Annotated in this window: 18 protein-coding genes and 2 pseudogenes; 11 read left to right on the forward strand and 9 right to left on the reverse strand. The window is 61.4% G+C overall.

Going from position 1 to position 17,522, the window contains the following annotated elements; genetic code table 11:
* Nucleotides 1–107: 107 nt before the first annotated feature.
* The 3 genes from AC0L15_RS01535 to AC0L15_RS01545 all read right to left on the reverse strand — a co-directional run bounded on the left by AC0L15_RS01535 (nt 108) and on the right by AC0L15_RS01545 (nt 1,931).
* On the reverse strand, nt 108–431 hold the full coding sequence (locus tag AC0L15_RS01535; RefSeq protein ID WP_287067710.1) for a helix-turn-helix domain-containing protein: 324 nt from the start codon (nt 429–431) through the stop codon (nt 108–110).
* Nucleotides 432–473: 42 nt separating this feature from the next.
* The gene (gene carA / locus AC0L15_RS01540) at nt 474–1,691 is read right to left on the reverse strand and encodes a glutamine-hydrolyzing carbamoyl-phosphate synthase small subunit (RefSeq protein ID WP_287246462.1); all 1,218 of its coding nucleotides are present in this window, start codon (nt 1,689–1,691) and stop codon (nt 474–476) included.
* A gap of 108 nt (nt 1,692–1,799) precedes the next feature.
* Complete coding sequence (locus AC0L15_RS01545; RefSeq protein WP_287223484.1) at nt 1,800–1,931, reverse strand: hypothetical protein; 132 nt, start codon at nt 1,929–1,931, stop codon at nt 1,800–1,802.
* 36 nt (nt 1,932–1,967) lie between these two features.
* Between AC0L15_RS01545 and AC0L15_RS01550 the strand changes: the two genes are divergently transcribed.
* Complete coding sequence (locus AC0L15_RS01550; protein WP_287246463.1) at nt 1,968–2,417, forward strand: GatB/YqeY domain-containing protein; 450 nt, start codon at nt 1,968–1,970, stop codon at nt 2,415–2,417.
* 77 nt (nt 2,418–2,494) lie between these two features.
* Here the strand turns inward: AC0L15_RS01550 and AC0L15_RS01555 are convergent, their stop codons facing one another.
* Nucleotides 2,495–2,947 carry a DUF1801 domain-containing protein gene (locus tag AC0L15_RS01555; protein WP_287246464.1) on the reverse strand — a complete coding sequence of 151 codons (453 nt, stop codon included), beginning with the start codon at nt 2,945–2,947 and terminating at the stop codon, nt 2,495–2,497.
* Nucleotides 2,948–3,257: 310 nt separating this feature from the next.
* Nucleotides 3,258–3,767 (reverse strand): DUF1801 domain-containing protein, encoded by a 510-nt coding sequence (locus AC0L15_RS01560; RefSeq protein WP_287246465.1) that lies wholly within the window; start codon nt 3,765–3,767, stop codon nt 3,258–3,260.
* A gap of 109 nt (nt 3,768–3,876) precedes the next feature.
* Here AC0L15_RS01560 and AC0L15_RS01565 point away from each other — a divergent pair.
* Nucleotides 3,877–4,378 (forward strand): annotated as a pseudogene (locus AC0L15_RS01565) (GNAT family N-acetyltransferase).
* A gap of 10 nt (nt 4,379–4,388) precedes the next feature.
* Here AC0L15_RS01565 and AC0L15_RS01570 read toward each other — a convergent pair.
* Complete coding sequence (locus AC0L15_RS01570) at nt 4,389–5,570, reverse strand: MFS transporter (RefSeq protein ID WP_287246466.1); 1,182 nt, start codon at nt 5,568–5,570, stop codon at nt 4,389–4,391.
* 154 nt (nt 5,571–5,724) lie between these two features.
* Nucleotides 5,725–7,389: a Na/Pi cotransporter family protein gene (locus AC0L15_RS01575; protein WP_287246467.1), complete on the reverse strand. Its 1,665-nt coding sequence runs from the start codon at nt 7,387–7,389 to the stop codon at nt 5,725–5,727.
* 385 nt (nt 7,390–7,774) lie between these two features.
* Between AC0L15_RS01575 and AC0L15_RS01580 the strand changes: the two genes are divergently transcribed.
* The 8 genes and pseudogenes from AC0L15_RS01580 (at nt 7,775) to AC0L15_RS01615 (ending at nt 15,156) form a co-directional block, all read left to right on the forward strand.
* Nucleotides 7,775–8,140 (forward strand): RcnB family protein, encoded by a 366-nt coding sequence (locus AC0L15_RS01580; RefSeq protein ID WP_473495823.1) that lies wholly within the window; start codon nt 7,775–7,777, stop codon nt 8,138–8,140.
* Between the two features lie 231 nt (nt 8,141–8,371).
* Nucleotides 8,372–10,276, forward strand: a complete 1,905-nt coding sequence (gene dnaG / locus AC0L15_RS01585; RefSeq protein ID WP_287246468.1) for a DNA primase — start codon at nt 8,372–8,374, stop codon at nt 10,274–10,276.
* A 9-nt stretch (nt 10,277–10,285) separates the two neighbouring features.
* Nucleotides 10,286–10,483: pseudogene (locus AC0L15_RS01590) on the forward strand (DNA primase); the annotation flags it as partial.
* A gap of 386 nt (nt 10,484–10,869) precedes the next feature.
* On the forward strand, nt 10,870–12,891 hold the full coding sequence (rpoD, locus tag AC0L15_RS01595) for an RNA polymerase sigma factor RpoD (protein ID WP_023799750.1): 2,022 nt from the start codon (nt 10,870–10,872) through the stop codon (nt 12,889–12,891).
* A 205-nt stretch (nt 12,892–13,096) separates the two neighbouring features.
* On the forward strand, nt 13,097–13,390 hold the full coding sequence (locus AC0L15_RS01600; protein ID WP_023799749.1) for a GYD domain-containing protein: 294 nt from the start codon (nt 13,097–13,099) through the stop codon (nt 13,388–13,390).
* 179 nt (nt 13,391–13,569) lie between these two features.
* Entirely contained in the window at nt 13,570–13,950 is a 381-nt protein-coding gene (locus AC0L15_RS01605) for a thiol-disulfide oxidoreductase DCC family protein (RefSeq protein WP_473495824.1), read from the forward strand.
* Nucleotides 13,951–14,084: 134 nt separating this feature from the next.
* On the forward strand, nt 14,085–14,756 hold the full coding sequence (locus tag AC0L15_RS01610) for a PadR family transcriptional regulator (RefSeq protein WP_287246469.1): 672 nt from the start codon (nt 14,085–14,087) through the stop codon (nt 14,754–14,756).
* 106 nt (nt 14,757–14,862) lie between these two features.
* Nucleotides 14,863–15,156, forward strand: coding sequence for an HlyU family transcriptional regulator (locus tag AC0L15_RS01615; RefSeq protein WP_027151173.1), 294 nt, complete (start codon nt 14,863–14,865; stop codon nt 15,154–15,156).
* Nucleotides 15,157–15,250: 94 nt separating this feature from the next.
* On the opposite strand, the gene AC0L15_RS01620 is transcribed toward AC0L15_RS01615, so the two are convergent.
* Nucleotides 15,251–15,889, reverse strand: a complete 639-nt coding sequence (locus AC0L15_RS01620) for an FMN-dependent NADH-azoreductase (protein WP_287246470.1) — start codon at nt 15,887–15,889, stop codon at nt 15,251–15,253.
* A 109-nt stretch (nt 15,890–15,998) separates the two neighbouring features.
* Here AC0L15_RS01620 and AC0L15_RS01625 point away from each other — a divergent pair, with 109 nt between their 5' ends.
* Nucleotides 15,999–16,946, forward strand: coding sequence for a LysR family transcriptional regulator (locus AC0L15_RS01625; RefSeq protein ID WP_287246471.1), 948 nt, complete (start codon nt 15,999–16,001; stop codon nt 16,944–16,946).
* Here the strand turns inward: AC0L15_RS01625 and AC0L15_RS01630 are convergent.
* A complete protein-coding gene (locus tag AC0L15_RS01630; RefSeq protein WP_287246472.1) occupies nt 16,888–17,505 on the reverse strand; it encodes a TetR/AcrR family transcriptional regulator in 618 nt (205 codons plus the stop codon). The genes AC0L15_RS01625 and AC0L15_RS01630 overlap by 59 nt on opposite strands.
* Nucleotides 17,506–17,522: the final 17 nt, after the last annotated feature.

A 17,522-nucleotide genomic window follows, 5' to 3' on the forward strand; every position in this document is an offset into this window, starting at 1 on the left:
CGCGCTTTAAGTTCTGGTTTTGATGCTTGTCGTTATCGCAAAACCGCTGCGCACTCTCGGGTTAGGCCCGAGGCCATGCTTTTGCGCGCTATGCATTGGCGCATGCCCTAGGGTTCAATCCATTGCCCCGGAATATCCAGTGCCTTCGCCAGCAGCGCCCTGGTCTGCGCCGATGGCTTTCGGCGATTGGACTCAAGATCCGACAGGAAACCCTGGCTGACACCGATCGTGGTCGCCAATTCGGCCTGCGTCAGCCGCCGCCAGTTGCGCAGCGCCTTGAGCCGGCTGGAGCCCCGCAAAATTTCCATGGTCACGTCCGCAGGCAGCGGGTTTTCCGTTTTGAGATCAGCCTTTCGCTCGTCGTAGATCGCCACATCGGCAGCGTCTTCAAGAGCCTCTTCGGCCGCGTGCAGGTCTCTGTCATCACGCATGTTGTTATCCCAAAACTGCGCCGCGCTTTTGAGCGCGATCCATCAGGCGCGCTCCGCAAGCGCCGGCTCGCCGCGCTTTTCGCGGATGAGATTGACGAAGCGGCGGAACAGATAATGCGAGTCCTGCGGGCCCGGCGAGGCTTCGGGGTGGTGCTGGACCGAAAACACCGGCCTGCCGGTCAGGGTGATGCCGCAGTTCGAGCCGTCGAACAGCGAGACATGGGTTTCTTCGACGCCCGTGGGCAACGAGCCGGCATCGACGGCAAAGCCGTGGTTCATCGAGACGATCTCGACCTTGCCGGTGGTGTGATCCTTGACCGGATGATTGGCGCCGTGATGGCCCTGATGCATTTTGGCGGTCTTGCCGCCGAGCGCCAGCGCCAGCATCTGGTGGCCGAGGCAGATGCCGAAGACCGGGATGTCGGTCTTCAGCAGGTCCCGGATGACCGGAACGGCATAGTCGCCGGTAGCTTCCGGGTCGCCGGGACCGTTGGAGAGAAAGATGCCGTCGGGCCGCATGGCGAGGATCTCCTCGGCGCCGGTGTTGGCCGGCACCACGGTGACCTTGGCGCCCAGACCGGCGAGCAGGCGCAATATGTTGCGCTTGACGCCGTAGTCGATGGCGACGATATGCATGGACGGATCGATCTGTTCGCCAAAGCCCTCGTCCCAGACCCAGGGTGTCTCGCGCCAGACCGAGGACTGACCGGAAGTGACGTCTTTGGCCAGGTCAAGCCCGATCAGGCCGGACCAGGCGGCGGCGCGGCGCTTCAGCTCGTCGATGTCGAACATGCCGTCGGGCGCGTGCGCGATGACGGCGTTGGGCATGCCCTTTTCACGGATCAGCGCGGTCAGCGCACGGGTGTCGATGCCCGAAAGCGCGACGATGCCGCGTTTCTTCAGCCATTGGTCGAGACCAGAAGCGGCGCGATAGCTGGACGGATTGGTGACGTCGGCCTTGAACACGGCGCCGACGGCGCCGGCGCGGGCAACCGGATTGAGATCCTCGATGTCCTCGTCATTGGTGCCGATATTGCCGATATGCGGAAAGGTGAAGGTGACGATCTGGCCGGCATAGGACGGGTCGGTGAGGATTTCCTGATAGCCTGTCAGCGCGGTGTTGAAGCAGACCTCGGCGACGGCGGAGCCGGTGGCGCCAAGGCCGCGGCCCTCGATGACGGTGCCGTCGGCCAGCACCAGCAGGGCGGTCGGCTTCTCGGTGGCCCAAGTGGGGGTCGACGCGGCGGTCATCGTTGCCATGGCGGCACTCCTAAAGGCTGCGCCCTTCAATCGGTCCGGCGACCATTCTGCGCAGCAAACCGCGCGCAGCGGCGATTTCGCAGCCAGCGCGCGCAACAAAAAATCAGTTCATGCAAGGCCCAGTACATAGGGGAAGGCGCCAAAGCGGTCAATGATGCGACGCCCGCAGGCGCGATTTATTTCGTCGAGCAATATCAGCGGTTTGCCGGGCGCGTCGAATTTGCCTTGGGCATTCGGCACGGCTATTGTCCGTCGGATTCGAAGGAGAAAGCAACCATGCGCGGCAAAATCGCCGAATCCCTGAAGAGCGCGATGAAGGCGCAGGACAAGCGTCGGCTGCCGACATTGCGGCTGATCCAGGCGGCCATTCACGACCGCGACATCGCCAATCGCGGCGCCGGCAAGGAGCCGGCCAGCGACGACGAGATCCTGCAGATACTGGCCAAGATGGTGAAGCAGCGCGAAGAGTCGGCCAAGGCTTTCGCCGACGGCAAGCGGCCGGAGCTTGCCGCGCAGGAGCGCGACGAGATGGCCATCATCCGCGATTTCCTGCCGACGCAACTGGGGCAGGCCGAGACCGAAACGGCGATCCGCGCCGCCATCGCCGAGACCGGCGCCAGCGGCGTAAAGGACATGGGCAAGGTGATGGCCGTGCTCAAGGAGAAATACGCGGGCCAGATGGATTTCTCCAGGGCGAGCGGCATCGTCAAGGGACTGCTGCAGTAGGGATTTTCCCCGCTGCAGCGATACACAAAAAGGTCTCGAAGAGGCGAGCGCGAGGAGCCAGCCCGGCCGGATGATCCTCAAGCGTTCTTTGGTTTCCGAGAGCGAGTAGCTCGCACCGACAGGTTCAGTGCCACGGCGGCGCGAATGAGCGCCTTCAACGCCTCTTCATCGATCTTGTCGCCCTCATGGATGTCGATGGCGCGCCTGGTGTTGCCTTCGAGGCTGGAGTTGAAGAGGCCAGATGGGTCCTCCAGCGTGGCGCCCCTGGCGAAAGTCATTTTCACGACATTCTTGTAGGTCTCACCGGTGCAGATGATTCCGGCGTGTTCCCACACCGGAACCCCTCTCCACTTCCACGCCTCGACCACTTCGGGATCGGCCTGCTTGATGAGGGTTCGGATCCGAGCGAGCATCCCGCCCCGCCAATCGCTCAGTTCGTTGATTCTCGCATCTATCAACTGAGAGGGAGTGTCTCCTCCTTCTCCCTCCGTCGAGGCGCTCTTCTTCATGGCTGTTGTCGCTTTGGTCATGATTGGTCCCAGTGGCTTTGTGCACGTCGGCGTCCGGCGTCTGGGCTTCGTTCCAATGCCGGGGGACAACTCTCAACATCGCGGAGGAACCTTCGTCCCTCCGGACCCGATTTGCAATTGGGATCACACGAAAATGGAGCTACGATTTGGCGGCGCTTGTTGAACATTGTCGGCGCCGCCACCGGCGCCGGCGATCTTTCGGCGACATGGGCTCGCAGAGATGCTCGCGAGCCGAGGCCGAACCATGAGGGGTCACGGCGATGTTGCACCGTCCCGATGGCAGACGCCCTTGGCTAATTCGCGATGCATCTCACATTCGCTCGCCGGGCAATTGGCTGGCTTGCTTCACCCAGGCGGCAAATTGAGCTTCGTCGAGCTGGTCCTCATAAATGTCGAGGTAGCGCACGTCCTTGTGCTTGGACTCGCCGAGAGGCACAGGACGCAGTGACGTGCCCCGGAAGAAGGTCACTTTGACGTAGCGGGTGAAGACATGGAACGACAGGAACCAGCCCTGGCCCTCGATGCCGTAAAACGGCGAGTTCCATTTGACGGCCTTGTGCACGCCGGGGACGGTGCGCATGATGATTGCGTCGAGGCGCCGTCCGATGTCGCTTTTCCAGCCCGGCATGGCCGCGATGTAGGCCTGCACCGGGGCGTCACCTTCGGCCTTGGCGATCTGGGGGTTGCCGCATGCGAGGAGTGCCGGCTTCGCTTTCTTGCGGGATAGCGACTTCGGCGTCGCCTCGCGCGATTTGGTCGGTTTCGTAGCGACCCGCTCGGCGGCGGCCTTCGCCGACTTCTCGGACCTGTGGTCGGCCATTGTGTTCACTCCAAAGGAGGTGGAACCAATCGATGACACTTGATTTTAGAAAGCCGCCCCTGAAGATCAACTTCAGAATCTGAGGGCGGCAGGGGAGCGATGGTACCCCATGGTTGAACTCGTCAAACCGGCGCTTGAACATCTGCCGTCGTACAAGGCCGCCCTTGAGCGCGGCTGGTCGCCGGACAATGTGCGGCTGATGGAGGCGACGCGCGAGCAGCTTGCGGCCATCGAAAAGAATCCGACGGCCTTCCCTCGCCGATCTCGACGACCCCGATGCCAAGGGTGGTCCGATCACCTTGCCTGATGGGACGAAAGTGCCGCGCCTGCCGGGATTCCGGCGCTGGATCTGGGACGGCGAAGTCGCCGGCTCGATCGGCCTTCGCTGGCAGCGCGGCACCGCCGAGCTGCCGCCACATGTGCTCGGCCACATCGGCTATGCCGTAGTGCCATGGAAGCGGCGGCGCGGCCATGCGACAGAGGCAGTGAGGCTTATGCTCGGCGAGGCGAGGGCGCTCGGCATGCCCTTCGTCGAGATCACCGTCGGGCGATTCTTCGAGGACGCTGCCTATGGCGGCGCCGAAAGCCTGCGCTATCGCATCGACCTGTAGCGCCCGCCGACTATTCGGCAGCGGCCGGCAGCGGCGGCATCGTGTTTCGGCGCCACTCCCAGAGATGTGAGGCGAGCGCGACCGCCACGGCGACCAGCATGGCCATGGCGCCAACCACCGGCAGGCTGCGATAGCCATAACCGGCATTGAGCATGGCGGCGCCGAGCGAGGCGGCCAGCGCGATGCCGACATTGAAGCCGGCCGGGATAAGCGATGAGGCGAGATTGGAGGCGTCCGCCGTCCAGGTCAGGATACGGGTCTGGATCGGGGTGCCGATGGCAAAGCTGAGACCACCCCAGATAGTGATCGCCACGACCATCGGCACCGGGTACGGGCTGGCGGCGTAAATGACGGCAAGTGTCACCGCCTGCATGAAAAGCATGGTGATGAGCGACGGCATCAGTTTCCAGTCGGCGAGCCGCCCGCCAAGAAAGACGCCGATCGTCGCGCCGACACCGTTGAGTAGCAGCACCCAGGGCACCAGGCCCTCGCCGAGGCCGGTGACTTCAAGCAGCGTCGGCGTGATGTAGGTGAACAGGCCGAACTGGCCGATCATCAGCATCAGCATGAGGATTAGCGACGTCCAAACCTGCTGGCGAGCGAGCACGCGGACCTCGCTGCCGAAACTGACGGGCCGGCGCGACGATCCCGTCCGGCGCGGCAGGAGGGCGGCCATGGCGGCGATGGAAACCACACCAAGCGCGCACATCACCCAGAACGTCGCGCGCCACCCCCAAATATTGCCGATCGCCGTGCCGGCCGGCACGCCGATGACATTGGAGACCGTGAGGCCCGACAGGATGAGCGCCACGGCCATTCCACGCTGATCCTGGCGGACCAGGCCGACCGCAACCACCATCGCGACGCCGAAATAGGCGCCGTGCGCCACGGCCACTGCAATCCGCAACAGCAACATGGAGGCGAAGTCCGGCGCAAGGGCGCAGGCGGCCTGGCCGATGGCGAAGGCTGCGGCAAGGCCAAGCAGCAACGCCTTGCGGGAGATTGTCTTGGTAGCGAGCGTCAACAGCGGTCCGCCGATCGCGATGCCGCCGGCGTAGCCGGAGACGAGATAGCCGGCCGTCGGGATGGAGACGCCAAGGCCGTCCGCCACCTGCGGCAGCACGCCGGCGATGACGAACTCGGTGGTGCCGAATGCGAACGCAGCGATGAACAGGGCGATGAGGGGAAGCATGGCGCGGGAAGGCGATCCTTGAATGAGATGGCTCAAACCACGAACGAGAGCGGCGGGCAATCCAGAAATTCTCGACGCCGCTTTAGGTTTTCTTGATCGGACTGGCGCGGCGGTTTGTCCTTTCTCCCCCAGGGGAGAAGGACAAGGCTCTGGATCACCCGGCCTTCAGCCGCGAGCCGGTGAGCAGGCCGCGTTCCTCGAGGACGGGGTAGGCTATCGAGGCAAGCAGCGAATTGATCTGCTTCAGATCGCGGATAGTATCGAGATGGATGGAACTGGTCTCGACGCTCTTGGCGGTGCCGTCGCGCAGCCGCACGAAATGGCTGGCGCTGGTCTCCTTCTCGCGGTCGCGCAGCCGATCCTTTTCCAGCACCAGCTGGCGGGCGGTCTCCGGATCGCGCGAGACCAGCACGTTGAAGGCAAGCCGCGCGTTGGCAAGCACCGAAGCGTGGAAGCCGCTAAGCTCGCGCCAACCCTCGGGCGTGAACTCCAGCCCGCGCTCGAGCTTCTTCCTGACATGCACCAGCATGTTGCGCACGATGATGTCGCCGACCTGTTCGAGCTTGACGCAGGCGCCGATCAACTCCTGGCAGCGCAGCGCCTCGTCCTCGCTCAGCGGGTTCCTGGTGATCTTGGCCAGATAGAGCTTTATCGACGCATGTTTCTTGTCGACGCGGTCGTCGAGCGCGGCCAGCGCCTTGATCTTGTCGGCGTCGGCGCTTTCATAGAGCTCGATGATGCGCTTCAGCATGATCTCGACCGTCTCGCAGACCCGCACCACCTCACGGGTGGCGTTGGCCAGCGCCTGGCTCGGCACATCGAGGGCGCTGTCGTTGAGCGCGGACAACTCGACGACGTCGAGCGCTTCTGCCGACGCCGGTTTGGTGCCGAGCGCCACGATCTTTTCCGAAACGCGGTAGACGAGGCCGGCCAATGGCAGGCCGGCAACCAGGATCAGGATGTTGAAGAGGATATGGGCGTTGACGATCTGGTCGGGCACGGTGGCGCCGAGAAAGGCGACCGACGGCTTCAACCACAGGAACAGGATCAGCGTGGCCAGCGAGCCCATGCCGCGCATCAGGAGATTGCCGATCGGTACGACACGCACGCCCGGCTCCGCATTGCGGGTGAGCAGCGGCGCGATGATCGACGAACCCAGATTGACGCCGAGCACCAGCACGATGCCGAGTTCGGGCGGGATGAAGCCGCGGCCGGCGAGCATCACCATCAAAAGGACCGCGGCGATCGAGGAATGGAACAGCCAGGTGACCAGCGCCGCCAGCAGATAGGCGGTGACCGGATCGCTGGAGAAGTAGTCGACGACGACCGGCATCAGCGTGCTCTGGCGCAGCGGCTCCGAGGCCTGGCCGATCATTTCCAGCGACAACACCAGCAGGCCGATGCCGACCAGGATGCGGCCGAACTGGCGCCAGTCGCGCCGCTCGGTGGCCATGAACATGACGGTGCCGGCGACAAGACAGACCGGCACCAGCAGCGACAGGTCGAAGGTGAGCAGCTTGACCACCAGCGCCGAGCCGATCTCGGCGCCGCGCACGGCAAGCTGGCCCGATATGCCGCTGACGATGCCGGCGCCGGCGAAGGACCCGACCAGCAAGGTGACGGCGGTGGAGCTTTGCAGGGCGATCGCCAGGCCGCAGCCGGCCAGAACCGCCATGAAAGGATTGCGCATGGTGGCGCGCAGCTTGTGGCGCAGCAGATCGCCATAGGCGCGCTCGACACCTGTCTTCACCAAGCGGGTGGCAAACAGCATCAGCGCCACCGCGCCGGCAAGATGCAGCAAAACGACCGAACCGCTCATGTCAGGCTCGCATTCCGCCAGCCACCAGCAATATGGGAGCCGTGACGGCAAAGAGGCAAAAGAGGGGGCGAATCAAGGACATTGCAAAGGTCGATATTACTCCGATTACTTTTAGCCGGTTAATAAATTTTGCCCAATTCGGCCGGCTGTTGCGCGACAGGGCGTGTCGGAAATGGATGGATAGCAAAATGGTTGCATCGCCGGCCGGCTTCTTGAGGGTCGCGCGTTCAAGTGCCGACGACCGCTTCAGATCAGGTTTGAGCCGAGTGTTGAGTTAGCTGTTATAAATATCTGAAATCATTACAAAAACGTAATCCGCGTGTTCAGTTTCGGTTCATCCTTCGGGCTCTATTGCTTGGGCATCGACAACCAAGGAGTACCCGTCATGAAACGCATCACCCTTTCCGCAATCGCCGTCGCCATGCTGGCTGCGACGTCCCTGCAGGGCCAGGCAGCGCCGCTGAACGCGCCGAATGCACCGCAGTCGACCTACAGCCAGATCGACTGGAAGAAGCCGGACAGGCACGTCAAGACGCGTGTCGTGGTGAAGAAAAAAGTCGTCGTGAAGAGGAACCATTGGCGCAACGGCCAGAGATATTCGAGCTGGAGGCGCCACCAGCCGGTCCGCGACTATCGCCATTATGGCCTGCGTCGTCCGGGCCGTGGCCAGGAATGGATCCGCGTCGGCAACGACTATCTCTTGGTCAGCGTCGTCTCCGGCATCATCTTCGGCGCGATAGCCGCGCACTGAACTATCTTGACTAGCGCCACAGGAAGGCGGCCTGCAACGGCCGCCTTCCGCCAAATGCAATCCCGTACATGGCCAAAATCATTCTTTTCCTCGATATCCTCTCTTTCATCGAAAAACAGGCGTGGCCAAGTTCAGCCTGACATCTATAATCGGGCCTCGAACATCCTAGGTTTTTTGTCCTAGGTATGATATGCTGCCGAGTCCTCAATCGGCCCCACCCCAGAGTAAGTGATGCGTTTTCCAGATTCCTTTCTCGATGAGATACGCGATCGCGTGCCGATTTCATCGGTGATCGGTCAACGCGTGGCGTGGGATCGAAAGAAGACCAATGCTTCGCGCGGCGACTATTGGGCCTGCTGTCCATTTCACGGCGAGAAGTCACCCTCTTTCCACTGTGAAGATAGGAAGGGCCGCTACCATTGTTTCGGCTGCTCAGTTTCGGGCGATCATTTTAAGTTCCTGACCGAGCTCGACGGCATAGGCTTTCCCGAAGCGGTCGAAAAGATCGCCGACATGGCTGGCGTGCCTATGCCGGCGCGCGACCCGGAATCGGAGAAACGCGAAAAACAACGTGCGACACTCCACGACGTGATGGAACTGGCAACGAGATTTTTTCAAGAGCAACTACAGGCCGCTTCCGGGGCCAGGGCTCGTGCCTATCTGCGGGATCGCGGTCTGACGTCCGTTACGATCCAAAAATTTCGTCTCGGCTATGCACCGGACAATAGAAACGCATTAAAGGAATATTTGGCCGGAAAAGGTGTCGAAAAATCTCAACTGGAAGCCTGCGGTTTGGTCGTTTTTGGTGACGACATTCCCGTGTCTTATGATCGCTTCCGCGACCGCATCATTTTTCCAATTGAGGATACAAGGGGGCGGGTGGTTGCCTTCGGAGGGCGCGCGCTTTCATCTGAGGTGTCGGCGAAGTATCTAAACTCACCAGAGACGGAACTCTTTCACAAGGGAAACCTTCTTTACAATTTTGCGAAAGCAAGAAATTCCGCCAACAACGGTGGTGCCGTCGTGGTTGTTGAAGGTTATATGGATGTAATTTCTTTGGCGCAGGCTGGCGTCGACAATGCGGTTGCCCCTCTTGGTACCGCCTTAACCGAAAATCAGTTGGAGCTTCTTTGGAAAATAAGCCCTGAGCCAATTATGTGTTTTGATGGGGATGCTGCTGGCAGTAGGGCTGCTCTCCGTGCCATTGACGTATGTTTCCCCAAACTTAAATCTGGTTATAGCCTTAAATTCGCTGCTTTGCCGGATGGAAAAGACCCTGATGATCTCATCAAATCAGTCGGGCGAGACGCATTTTACAAGCACCTTGGTTCCGCCATTCCTCTACATGAGTTCTTTATTCTCCGTCGTAGACAAATGGGGTCCGACATTTCCCCCGAGCAAATGGCGAAAGCCGAAATGGATTTGTACGCCGATGTTGACAAAATTGGCGACCCGACAGTTAAGCGGTACTATCGTTCGCATTTGCGGCTACGTCTCTATGAGATGTTTGGCCGCACGCATCGGCCCCCAGCTGACGTGAACGCCAGAGCGCGGCTTTCGCTTGATAAGCTTGGGATTAACAGGCTTCAACGCATCCTGCTCGGATTGTGCGTTGAGTTTCCTGGGTTGCTTACGGACTATGTCGAGCAGCTCACTGCACTTGAATTCTCGAACTCTGAATTTCAACTCTTTGCTAAAGAGCTGCATAGGCTCTACGTCGAGTACAGCGATTTAACTGTGGCAGCTGTGTATGAGCGAATCGACAAGCGATTTGTGTTCGTTCTTGAGGCTATTCATGGCTCTGAAAAGATCATTAAAACTCGTGAAAATCGCCACGGTACCTTTTACGAATATCAGGTGACTCGTGGCCACAAGCTACGCACCCTTTTTCCAATGCTGCGTTTCGAACCACCATATGAAACCATCAAGCAGACATTGGAGCACCTATTTTTGGAAATCGAAGTTCGACAGTTCCGCGATCATTGTCTTTCGGTAGCTCATGAACTTGACCAGGCAGGTTTCGAATCGATACAACGCCAACTCGATGCGATTGAAGCTGCGAGAGCCGAATCCGAACTCGAATTAGATCAGGAATATCAAGCACTGGCTGGCAGGCATCAATTTTTGGCTGCATAGCGGTCCTATCAGGCGCTCCACTTGCAGCGCAGCGCGCGCACCTTACATAAGGAGCTGAAACAGGCAGAAGCAGCGCTCGCCAGCGATCCTACGGACGAAAACTACCGGCATCTCGTCGAGATCCAGGCGCAATTTCGTGATGTGCAGGCAACGGAAGCGCTGAGTGAAGGGTTCGGCGTGTCTTCGGGCAAGGCCGGGTGGGTGTAGGTCGAAGCTTACGAAAGAGTGAAAGTGCAGAACCGTGCTTGCGCGTCGAATCAGCCGCGGCGCTTTAAGTCGGGTAATTGATTCGCTTTTTTCATGCGAATCATGCGAGAGGCGCTTGACCTTCTGGCAGAATGACGGAATCAGGACGATTCGAAACGTTAACCCGCGCCGGCGTCGACGGAAATGCAGCGATGTGAGGTACCGGTCACTGGACAGGCGGTCAGCCTGACACAGTTACCAGGGTTAATCTGGACTTAACGAGAGATGCAGTTACTGGCCCGGGGAAACGCGTTCTAGCGAGAGCGCATCTGATTTAACCGGTACGGCAGCTTACGCGGCTTGATATTTATGCGGCTAGATACCTGGTCGCTTGGAGAAAATAAAGAATGGCGACAAAAGAAAAGGAAGAGGTCGAGACCGAACGTGAAGGCGCCACCGATGGCCCTCTGCTCGACCTTTCCGACGATGCTGTCAAGAAGATGATCAAGGCCGCCAAGAAGCGCGGCTATGTCACCATGGACGAACTGAATTCGGTGCTGCCCTCGGAGGAAGTCACCTCCGAGCAGATCGAGGACACGATGGCCATGCTCTCCGACATGGGCATCAACGTGGTCGAGGACGACGAGCAGGGCGAGGAGCCCGAAGCCGCCGACGCGGCTGCCGACGCCGAGGAAGACGCCAACGAACTGGCCGAGCAGACCGGTACCGCCGTTGCTGCGACGACCACCAAGAAAGAGCCGACCGATCGCACCGACGATCCGGTTCGCATGTATCTGCGCGAGATGGGCTCGGTCGAGCTTCTGTCGCGCGAGGGCGAAATCGCGATTGCCAAGCGCATCGAGGCTGGCCGCGAGACGATGATCGCGGGCCTGTGCGAAAGCCCGCTGACCTTCCAGGCCATCATCATCTGGCGTGACGAGCTCAACGAATCGAAGATCCTCTTGCGCGAGATCATCGACCTCGAAGCGACCTATGCCGGACCGGAGGCCAAGCAGGCGCCGGTGGTGGAGCGGATCGAGGAAGCCAAGACCGACGACAAGCCGCGCCGTTCGCGCGAGGACGAGGACGACATCACCAATGTCGGCGGCGACACGCGCGGTCTGACTGATGACGACGAGGAAGACGAGGACGAAGCCAGCCTGTCGCTGGCGGCGATGGAAGCGGAGCTGCGCCCGCAGGTGATGGAGACGCTCGACGTCATCGCCGACACCTACAAGAAGTTGCGCAAGCTGCAGGACCAGCAGGTCGAGAACCGGCTGGCTGCCGCCGGCACGCTGTCGCCCAGCCAGGATCGCCGGCTGAAGGAGCTGAAGGACCAGCTGATCAAGGCGGTGAAGTCGCTATCCCTGAACACGGCGCGCATCGAGGCATTGGTCGAGCAACTCTACGACATCAACAAGCGCCTGGTGCAGAACGAAGGCAAGCTGTTGCGGCTGGCCGAAAGCTATGGCGTGCGCCGCGAGGAATTCCTGAAGGAGTATCAGGGCTCGGAGCTCGATCCCAACTGGACGCGCTCGATCGGCAATCTGACCTCGCGCGGCTGGAAGGAATTCACCAAGAACGAGAAGGACGCGATCCGCGACCTGCGCGCCGAGATCCAGAACCTCGCCACCGAAACGGCGATCTCGATCCTGGAATTCCGCAGGATCGTCAACCAGGTGCAGAAGGGCGAGCGCGAAGCTGCGATCGCCAAGAAGGAAATGGTCGAGGCCAATCTGCGCCTCGTCATTTCCATCGCCAAGAAATACACCAATCGCGGCCTCCAGTTCCTCGATCTGATCCAGGAAGGCAATATCGGCCTGATGAAGGCGGTCGACAAATTCGAATATCGCCGCGGCTACAAGTTCTCGACCTATGCGACGTGGTGGATCCGGCAAGCGATCACCCGCTCGATCGCCGACCAGGCGCGCACCATCCGCATTCCGGTGCATATGATCGAGACGATCAACAAGATCGTACGCACCTCGCGCCAGATGCTGCACGAGATCGGCCGCGAGCCGACGCCGGAGGAACTGGCGGAAAAGCTCGCCATGCCGCTGGAAAAAGTGCGCAAGGTGCTGAAGATCGCCAAGGAACCGATCTCGCTCGAAACGCCGGTCGGCGACGAGGAGGATTCGCATCTGGGCGATTTCATCGAGGACAAGATGGCGATCCTGCCGATCGACGCGGCGATCCAGGCCAATCTGCGCGAGACGACGACGCGGGTGCTTGCTTCGCTCACCCCGCGTGAAGAGCGCGTGCTCAGAATGCGCTTCGGCATCGGCATGAACACAGACCACACGCTGGAGGAAGTCGGCCAGCAGTTCTCGGTCACCCGCGAGCGCATCCGCCAGATCGAAGCCAAGGCGCTGCGCAAGCTCAAGCACCCGAGCCGCTCGCGCAAGCTGCGGAGCTTCCTGGACAGCTGATACCGGGCAACGAATAAGCAATTTAAAGGGCGCTGCGGCGCCCTTTTTCGTTCACAGGGATTGTCTCGCCAGACGGTGCGGTTGTTCTTGCAGCATACCGGCTGTGGGAGGATAATCGCGTGTCGGATGCAATTTTCTGGGCGACAAACCCGGATGCCCGCCCCGGCGGTGACGCCGCGCTCCGAGGCCTCCGGAGGAGGTGTGCATGACAACCTACATCGTGCTGATCAACTGGACTGAGCAGGGCGCCAGAAATGTGCGCGAGTCGCCGAAGCGGCTCGATGCCGCCAAGAAGCTGCTGGGAGACATGGGCGGCTCGTTCAAGGCGTTCTATCTCACCATGGGCGAATGCGACATGGTGGCGGTCGTCGAAGCGCCCGACGATGCGGTGCTCGCTCGTTTCTCGCTGATGCTGGCGACAGGCGGTAACGTGAGGACGCGGACGCTCAAGGCGTTCCCGGAATTGGCCTATCGCGAGATCATCGCCTCGCTCGGCTGAGGCGTTGCGCGGCCATAGACCCGCGCAGCTGCCGGACATCGGACGGTCAGGCGCTGCTCGACGGCGCCGGCCAGTCTGGCCCGAAGGTGGCTGGCCCGGAATGTGTCTGGCCGAAATGTTGCGGGGCGAAGGTTTTCCCGGATAGTCAGCACAGCATTTCAACTCGCGCCTCGAGACACATGCCCAAGCCTCTGCTGACCAGCTGGTACAATACCCGTTGTCCGGTTTGCGATGCCGGCATCGTCAGGCAGAAGCGGCGGCTGGTCGAGGCGATCAAGGCCGGGCGGATCGCGTTTCGCGACATCAATGCCGAACCGGCGGCGCTGGCCGGATACGGCGTGTCGCTGGACGACATCCGCCGCCGGCTGCACGCAACCGATGCGGACGGCAAGCTGCTGGTCGGCGCCGACGTCGCAATTGCCGTCTGGTTGAGAACGCCGGGCGAGGGCTGGCTGGCAGCGCTGTTCGGCAACCGCGCCGTGCTGCCGCTGACGCGCTATGCCTATGATCGCTTCGCCGATCTTCTCTATGCCTGGAACCGGCGCAAGGGCCGCTGGTAACCGGTATTGGCCAAGCTCGGTGACGAAATCAATCTGGTGGCACGTTCTCAGATACATCGTAAGATATATCTTGACTCAACGGCCTCATCCGCAAAATTGAGATATATCGTAAGACATAACTCAAGGAGCAGACAATGCACGGACATCATCATTTCGGCGAGCATGCCGAGCGCGTTTTCGTGCATATGGCCGGCAAGTTCGGCGGTCGTGGCGGCGGCTTCGGCCCATTCGGCCACGGTATGAGGGGCGGCGGGCGCGGCGGGCCGGGCGACATGTTCCGCGCCGGGCGTATGCTGGCCGACGGCGATCTCAAGCTGATCACGCTGTCGCTGCTGGCCGAGGCGCCGCGCCACGGCTATGACATCATCAAGGCGCTGGAGGAACGCACCAGCGGCGTCTACAGCCCGAGCCCCGGCGTGGTCTATCCGACGCTGACCTTCCTGGAAGAGGCCGGCTATGCCGTCTCGTCGGCGGAAGGCAACAAGAAGGTGTTTTCGATTACCGAGGCAGGGCAGGCGCATCTCAATGACAATCGCGAGATGATCGACCATGTGCTCGATCATCTCGAGCGTTTCGGCCGCAAGATGGCAAAGGCGCGTGACTGGTTCGGCTGGAACGACGATGGCGAGGATAGCGGACGTCGCGGCCGCGGCGGTTCGAAAAAGCGCGACGAATTGCGCGCCGTGCGCCACCGGCTGCGCGCAGCCCTCGGCGACATTGTCGACGCGCCCGCTGAAAAACAGGCCGAGGCGATCGCGATATTGAAAGGGGCGGCCGAAGCCCTCGAAGCGCTGTCGCCCGACTGACTTCCAGGCCGGATGCGGCCCTTGCCCGTTTGCCTAAGGATCGCTAGTGAAATCATCCTGCAGCACGCTATGTGATGCAGGATGATAGCCGTTGGAGGGCGCGCCCATGTCTTTTCTGAAACGTCTTTTCGGCGGTGGCGGCGGTGACGCGGGCGAGCCAAAGAGTGCTGCACCGGCAAAGCAGATCGAGCACAAGGGATTTTTGATCAGCGCCACGCCGTACAAGGCGGAAGGCCAATACCAGACCTGCGGCGTGGTTTCCAAGGAGATCGACGGCGTGGTGAAGGAGCACAAATTCATCCGCGCCGATCGTTTTGCCGGGCTCGACGACGCTGTCGACATCTCGATCAAAAAGGGCATTCAGCTGGTCGACGAGCAGGGCGAGAAGATGTTCGGGTGAGACCGCATTCGGTCTCCGGCGCTTCTTGAAACGAACAAGGCAAGCGCCCTGTCAGGCGCCTGCCTTTAATCTAGAGTTACCGACGGCTGGTGGCCTACGCCGCCGCCGCCTGTTTGCTTACGGTCGAGGTCACCAAAGCATCCACCTTGGCTGATGCCTTGGCCAGAGCGGCAGCGACCGCATCCGGCCCCATGCCGACGCCTTCGATGCGGATGACTTCGACGTCGGTCATGCCGATGAAGCCAAGCACGCTGCGCAGGTAAGGGATGGCGTGATCCATCTGCACGGCAGCGCCTTCCGAATAGATGCCGCCCGAGGCGAGGACGATATAGACCTTCTTGCCGTTGACGAGGCCCTTCGGGCCGTTCTCGCCATAAGAGAAAGTCTTGCCGGTGCGGGAGATGTGGTCGACCCAGGATTTCAGCGTCGACGAGATGCCGAAATTGATGAAGCCGGTGGCCAGGATGATGGTGTCGGCCGCAAACAGTTCATCGAGCACGCCGTCGGAAACGCCGACGACCTCGGCCTGGCGCTGGGTGCGGGCCTCGGCGGGCGTATAGATGCCGGTCGAATAGTCAGGATCGATGTGCGGCAGCGGGTTTGCCACGAGATCGCGTGCGACGAGCTTGGCCGAAGGATCTGCGGCGAGCAGCTTTTCTGCAAGTTCAGTGGCGATGCGGGTCGAATGCGAGGCATTGCCGCGCGGACTGGATGTGACGAGAAGGATGGACATGGCGGGTCTCCAGGGTTCGAATGATCTTTCCCGACCTATATGGGCGAACTGACCTATTTGAAAAACCGGCAAATTTTATGTATGTTCCATCTAAATAGTGGATATGACGATGCAGCCAAACCCGACACTTGATCAGCTTCAGATCCTTGTCACCGTCGCCGACACCGGCAGTTTCTCCGCCGCCGGCCGCAAGCTCAACCGAGCGCAGTCGGTCATTAGCTACGCTATCGCCAATCTCGAGGCACAGCTTGGGCTGAAACTGTTCGAGCGCGAGGGCACGCGCGAGCCGCATCTGACCGATGTCGGCCGGGCGACGCTGGAAGATGCGCGGCGCATGGTCGGCGTATTGCAGCGCATCCGCTCTCGCGTCGACAGCCACAAACAGGGCCTGGAGGCTGAAGTCGCGCTGTCGGTCGATGTGGCGCTGCCTTCCACCGTGCTGGTGCGCGTGTTGAAGGCGTTCGAGGCGCAATTTCCAACCGTGATGCTGCGCCTGCATGCCGGCACGCTCGGGCTGATCCCCGATCATGTCGTCAATGGACATGCCGATCTCGGTATTGGCGGCCTGCTGGGCGAGGTCGACGCGCATCTTGTGCGCATTGGCTTCATGTCGATGGTGCCGGCGGCCGCGCCAACCCATCCGCTGGCGCTGCTTCCCAAGCCGGTGCCGCTGGAGGAGGTGCGCGAACACATCCAACTTGTCGTCAGCGACCAGTCCGAGCGCACCAAAGGGCGCGACTACGGCGTCTATGCCTACCGCACCTGGCGACTTACGGATATGCGAACCAAGCACGCGCTGATGCGCGAAGGGTTGGGCTGGGGCGGACTGCCGCGATGGTTGATTGCTGACGATGTGGCCAACGGCCGGCTGGTGGAACTCGATCTGGAGCCGTATCGCGAAGTCCGCGCGCCGCTTTATGCCATGCACCGCGCCGACCGCAGCCCGAAGCCGGCTGCGGCCTGGCTGATCGACCAGTTCAAGCGCCAGCTTGGCTGTTTCAACGAGTTCGAGCCGAACCAGGGGCCTGGGGCGACAGACCATCAATCAGCGCCATGAGAACGGCACGGTAGTCCTCGGTCGAAGCGCCTGCTTCGATGGCGAGCGCCGCGCGGTCGAAGGCGGCGGCAAGCAGCGCGGTCAGCGCTTCCACCGGCAATCTCATCATGGACTGCGAGCGCATCGCGGCAACCAGGCCTTCGCGCAACGAGCGGTTGCCGTGCCGGTTGTCGATCTCGTCCATGGCGGCGCGGCCGAGCACGGCCGGCCCGTCGAGCAGCAGCAGCCGGGTGCGGCCGGGTGCGCGCATGGCGGCAAGATAGGCATCAGAGCCGGCGATCAGTGCGTCGCGGGCAGACAGCGAGGGCGGCGAGGCGCGCTCGATCTCTTCCGCCACAGCCGCCGCCTCCTGCTCGACCACTGCGGCGAACAGCGCCTGCTTGTCGGCAAAGTGATGATAGAGCGCGCCGCGCGTGACGCCGGCCGCAGCCACGATCTCTGGCGTGCCGGTCTCCGCATAGGACTTCTCGGTGAACAGTTTTCGCGCCGCGGCGATCAGCTCGGCGCGCGTCGCTTCGGTGCGATCGCGGTTGGAGCGGCGCGCGGTTCTTTGTTGCATACATTCAGCCTGTATGT

The organism is Mesorhizobium sp. WSM4846, from assembly GCF_055811415.1.